General features: G+C 57.0%; 2 protein-coding genes. Both read right to left on the reverse strand.

Features of this window, described 5'->3' with window-relative positions; all coding sequences use genetic code 11:
* Positions 1–40 precede the first annotated feature (40 nt).
* Entirely contained in the window at positions 41–4,741 is a 4,701-nt protein-coding gene (locus tag BLP82_RS27210) for an RHS repeat domain-containing protein (RefSeq protein WP_092175719.1), read from the reverse strand.
* 67 nt (positions 4,742–4,808) lie between these two features.
* A partial coding sequence (locus tag BLP82_RS31280; RefSeq protein ID WP_092175723.1) for a hypothetical protein occupies positions 4,809–6,000 on the reverse strand: 1,192 nt, incomplete at its 5' end.

Below are 6,000 nucleotides of genomic sequence, written 5' to 3' on the forward strand. Positions count from 1 at the left end.
AACCGGAGTACCGTAGTTCTCCGGTTTCATTGGTGTGACTTCAAGCGTCGAATCTCACCCTGCGCATATTGCGTGTTAACCGAAACTTCACATGAGCGAATAGACCCGGCAACGACGCATTGTCCCCACTCAGTTGTGGTGCGCTGCCTGCTCGCCGAATGTCACCCATTTCGCCTCCGGTACTTGATCGAGTGGAAATGTTAGAAGCACTGCTCCCTCGTGGTGCCGCTGCACCGGTCTGAGCCCCGTATTCAGAAAATGAGAGCGCTCTGTCTGGGTTTTTAATTCTGGCCGCAGGGGTGCTGAAGACTGTTTCCATCGCTCTGTCAACTTTGGCAGCTGTGGCAGCTTCGGCAGCCTTGGCAGCTTCGGCAGCTTCAACCCGTCTATACTCTTTCCCAAGAGCGATGCTCTTTTCGTCTCTTTCTATAGCTCCACGCCGATAATCATTTTTAGTCGTCTTTCGTGTAATTTCCCTTCCCGAAGTTCCACCCCTATTTTTTTGAATAAAACCCACACCCACACCTACCGCCCCGAAAGCCAGTAGAACGGCCCCTCCCACAAGCAAAACAGTTTTAGCGGTTTTATCTTTCACGAAAAAGGAAGAAATCATCGCACCTCCTCCTGCGATGACTAACAGAGCACCAAATCCCGCGAAGTGCCCATTCGGATCAGTATTATTAACCGGATCCCCCTCACAATAGGCATACGCATTAACCCCTCCCTCCTCAAACGGGCTCAAGTTATCCGGACTATTGAAGCGCCTCAATACCGGGCTATAAGCCCGATAGCCGTTCCCCAGCAAATAACGCCCAGTATGTTTCTCGCGCCGCTCGCCATTGAACCCCAGCGAAGTGTCCATCGCGTGCCCGGCGCTTTCCTGGCCATATGCGCTGTAGGCAATATCGTTGACCGCTGCTCCACTCACTTCGCGCAGTACGCTGTTCTTGTCATCCACGACCAACAGTAACGGCTTTCCCCCGCTTTCAGCCTGCTCGGCGAGCACCATGCCAGCGGCACGTACAAACGTACTGCCCTCGACCCCAACCAACTGATTGGCCAGTTCCCCGTCCCGATAAAACCGTGACTCATTGGCGCCTGCTGAGCTGTTTTCGCTCAAGGTATCCAGCGAATCGTAGCGATAGCTACTGGCCGGCTCGCCAGACAACGCGCTGACACTGATCAGCCGCCCCAGGCTGTCGTATTCAAGGATGCGCCCAGCTTCATCCTGCAGCAGGTTGCCATCGGCGTCATAAGTGAACTCCAGTCGCGCTGGGTAATCCGGTTGGAAGGTATTGGTAATCGCCGTCAGTTGGCAGGGATCATCCGGATTGCCGTACTCGTAGTAACTGGCGTTGCTCCCGCCGTCGAACGTGGTTTCGACAAAGTCCAGGTTGTCCTGGGCGTCAAAGCCGAACATCTGGCTGCGGATGATCTTGCCGTAAGGATCTTCCGGCGCCTGGCTACCGGTGCAGGCGTACTCCACCAATCGTCCACGCATATCGTAGCTGTAGGTTTCATCGCGCAAGGTCTCGCTGCCCTGCACCAGGGTTCGCTGCGTCAGCCGGTCGACCTCGTCGTACACCTGGGTCAGGGTCTGGACCACGCCACCGCCCAAGTCGAAACGGCGCAGCACCTCCCGACCAAAATCGTCGTACTCCAGATGAGTGTTCAATGTCTGCCCGCCATCGACGGTCTCGATGTCCTGGAGCTGCCCCCAATCGTCGTAGGTAAAGGTCGAACGGGTGGTGCCCAGCTCGGTGGCGATCAGCCGGGCATGGTCGTCGTACTCATAGGACTGGGTCTGTTCGAGCACATCGGTGTAGCTGACCAGGCGCGCCTGGCGGCTGTACTCGTAGTGCATGACCCGCGTTGGCTGGCCGGTCTGTTCGCGGCTTTCGCTTTTTATTTCGCCGGTGCTGAAGTATGAGCGGACCAACCGATGGGTGTTGCCTTGCGGATCCTGCTCCTCAGTGCTCAGCAGCCGGGCATTTTGCGCGTCATAGCTGTAGTTCGCGGTGCTTTCCACGGCGATCCGCTGCTCCGGGTCTTCGCCGAGTTCCGGCCGGTAGACATAGGCAGTTTCCAAACCGCTGGGGCGCTTGACGCTTTTCGGCTGGCGTTGCCCCGGATCGAAGGTATAGACGCTTACGCGCCCGCCGGTAATCGACTTGATCATCCGGTCCAGGCCATCGAAGACCTGCTCACCGAGCACCGTTCCATTGACATTGATCTCCACCGGCAGGTCTTCGCTGCTGTGGAGCGCATACTTGCGCTCGACCTCGGTGCTGTCCGGCAACAGCGTCTTGGTCATCCGGTCGAACGCATCATATTCATAACGGGTCCAGTTGCCGGCCGCGTCGTATTCCTCGGCGGTGCGCCCCAGCCCGTCGTAATGGTACACATGCTCGCTGATCTGCTGCTCATTGCAGTCGATGCGCTTGACGCTGTCGGGCTTGTCGAACAGGTTGTTGGTGGTGACGGTCTTGCCCTGGCCCTCGAGCCATTGCGTGGTGGTGCGGTGAATGGGGTCGGTGACCTCGTGTTCCTCGACCCCATCGGGGCGGATCACACTGCGCTGTTCGCCCCAATCGTCATAGTTGAAGAGGCTGGTGAGCGGGACGTCCTTGCCGCGCTCCCAGTCGATCACGGTTTCGCTGGTCATTTGTTCGAGCTGGTTGTAGCTCGCCCGGTATATCTCGCGGAACGCCAGCGGATTGCCGCCCAGCCCATCGGCATCGCGACGGGTTTCCTTGAGCACCCGGTTGTGCCCGTCGAGCCAACTGATGGTCTCGACCCCCTTGACGTCGATGGCGCTTTGCTGGGCCTGCTGGCCCACCGCGTTGACCAGGGTGTAGCTGTAGGTACGACTGGCCTCGTAGGGGGTGTCCGGGGCCACGGTTTCTTTGGTCGCCCGACCGAGCAGGTCATATTCGGTGGCAATCGCCACGTCGTTGTCATCGCGGCTGAGCAGCGGCTCGCCATTGAGCAGTGAATGCTCCAGGCGAATCGTCTTTTCCTCGCCGTCAAAACCCCGCACGGTGTTGACGGTGTGCAGTACGGTTTCATCGGCGCGGGCGTTGCGGGTCTTGCTGTAGACGTAGTCGGTGGTAGTCGCCAGGCCGTTGAGGGTCACCTTATCCTGCAACTTGCGCCCGTGTTCGAAGGCATCGTCCGGCGCATTGATGTAGGTGAAGGCGCTCTGTTGCCGAACCTGATCACCCTCGAACAGGTTTTCCTCGCTCAAGGCCAACCAGGGCGGCGTGCCCGTGAGGCCGGGGTATTCGGCGTAGCGATAACGGGTCTGCAAAGTCGGTGCGGCACCGTAACCCGAGGGCGCCGGGGTAATGGTCTTGCTTTTGATATTGCGCACGAAACCCTGCGGATCGGCCGGACAGCCATCCTCGCCGCCGGCGAGGTACCAACTGCTGGTTTCAGTCACGCCATTGGCATTGACCTGCTCCAGCAGGTTGCCGAAATCGTCATAGGTGGTGGTGACCACCTCTTCGCGCCGCGGCACGGTGGCAGCGGCATGGCGCCAGGTCTGGGTGACGCGCTTGGGCAGTTGGAAAAAGTTCGGTTGATCCTTGAAGTCGTCCAGCGGATTGACGTGGTATTCGTTCTCGGTCACCAGCAAGGTGTCATCCCCGTTGGCGCTACCGGCCTTTTGCAGGACTTCTTCGAGCACCAACAGATGAAACCGGTTGAATACCCGGCGGGTGGTCCGTATCGGTTTCTCGGCGACCGCGTCCCAAAGAATTTCCCGGGTTTCGTACTGGTAGTTTCTGATCACGTTGTCGTGATAAAGGTTGTCCAGGCCATCATCGCTCCAGATCACGCCGCTGCCGTAACCGAGAAAGTTATTGCCGGTGCGGTCGTACTCGTAATGGGTTTCGATGGGCGGCTGGTCGAATCCCGGATCACGGGTGTGCGAATGCACCCGGGGCAATGTCCGGTCACCCAGGCCGGGAAACGCATGCGGCGAGCCGGAATAGCTGACCGTTTCATGGCCGCCGGTGGGGGTATGGACCTCCTTGAGCAAGGTCAGACCGCTCAGCGGGATGTACTCGAAACGCCAGGACGCCTGGTCCTCGGTAGGCAGGACGATGCTTTTTGTCTCGCCACCCAGGATATTCAGTACGAACAACGCCTCGTACTTGCTGCCGGGGTGCAGCTTGACCTTCAGGGTGTTGCCACTGCGCTCCAGGCTCATCAACTCGGTGAGGTCGGCGTTGCGGACCTTGCTCAGCAACGGGTCGGTACCGAAGGCGGTGTATTCCAGGGTCACGCCATGGCCTTGGGGCGAGCGCATTTCCACCGGCATGGCGAACTGCCCCTGCCCCACCTGGAGGATCTCCACCAACCCGGATTTATGCTCGACCCGGTAGCGTTGGTTGCCCAGGTCGTGGAAATGAAAGGAGTCGAGCTTCTTCTCCGGGATCTCCATGCCATCGGGCCCGGGGTAGGCCTTGAAGGTTTCCCCGGTGTACAACGAGAGGATCCGCCGGTTCGGATCGTATTGCGAAAGTTGCAGGTTCCAGCCCTTGCCAAAACCACTGTCGGTGGCGTTGAGCGGATTGAAGTTCAATTGCAGCGGTACGACCGGGCCGTTGAGATCATTGGCCTTGAGTTCGGGCAGAGAGATAGCGCACGTGTATTGCCCGGTTCGCGGGTCTACTTGGTTCAGGATGAAGCTCAGGAAGTTGAAGGCGTTGGAGTGGATAGTTGTTGAGGTTGACATGGTGCTTCTCCGGAAGCTGCGGAATATTTAAACGGGGCGACCTTTAATAGGTCGCACCGTAACCCATCTAGGGTTGCCCAACTATTGCGAGCTTGTTTCGATTAGTTCCATCGAAGTCGATTTTCACACTGTGTCTGTTGCCATATTTGTCAAATACGATAACATCCAGTGCTTTATCAAAATCGGACTTGGCATAGCCGTCATACCGCCAATATTCACGCCGCTGCAGACTGAACAACACTTCACCTGGCAGTAAATTACCTCTGACCGTTTCCTCTGGTGCATTGAGTTGACCGACCAAGCGTCTCTTGAGAATTTCATCGGTATGCAGAATTATCTTTCCTTGATCGTTCAGGTCATCGGCGATGGCATATCCGGTAATGCTATGGATATCCTCAAGCGTGGTGTCAGTTTCCCATCTCACCATGCTCGAGTTACCGACAAACTGAATGTTCTTTATAGGCACCTGTCTTTGGTTAATCAGTAGTTTCAAATAGTAGTAGTCCAGGGTGGTCAGATCTTTTTCATCGTCCTTATCACCAACGACACGCATCGGCCAATCCCCCCCGGGCTCACCAAATGTTAAGACCACCCCTCCGATGGTGCCGCCTATCGGCGGTTCAACAGCGTGCAGATTGATGACCCTATGGTCCGCATCGCCTTCCGATCCCGGGTTGGAATAGAACGTTTCATAGTTGTCGCTGCGCAACATCGCGGCAATACGCAGGTCTTCAACCTTGTGGCATTGGACAAAGAATTCCTTGACCACCATACCCTTCGGTCTTTTTGGAGGATCATCCTGAATCAGTGTGGGATGAGGGTACCGCTCATAGATATTCTCGGACTCGGTGTAATACCATTTATTACCTTCGGGCACTCCGTCTTCACCGACTTCCGGCAACGGGATTTTCTGTTCTGCCGAAACCAGCTTGATGCTCTCGATTTCACTCTCCGACAACTCTCCATCGCCAGCAGGCTGAACCCGCACCATCACCTTGGCCTGTTGCAAGCCATTGGCATACACCGTTGGAGGATAGGTGCTGACTTCGAAATCGAAGGTATCCAGGGCGTGCCATTGCGACTGTCGGGCATGCTCGGACAAGTGAATGATGCTGTAGCCAAAGTGATCGAAAAACTCTTCGGAAACACTGATTTTCACCACGCTGTAAGGCAGCGTAATCGTCGAGGGCGCGGTGAATAACCCGGTTTGCCCATTGATACTGCCCTCCCCGGCCACGACTTCCCATGTGAACTGCTCG

Source organism: Pseudomonas sp. NFACC37-1, assembly GCF_900101575.1.
Lineage (GTDB): Bacteria > Pseudomonadota > Gammaproteobacteria > Pseudomonadales > Pseudomonadaceae > Aquipseudomonas > Aquipseudomonas fluorescens_AA.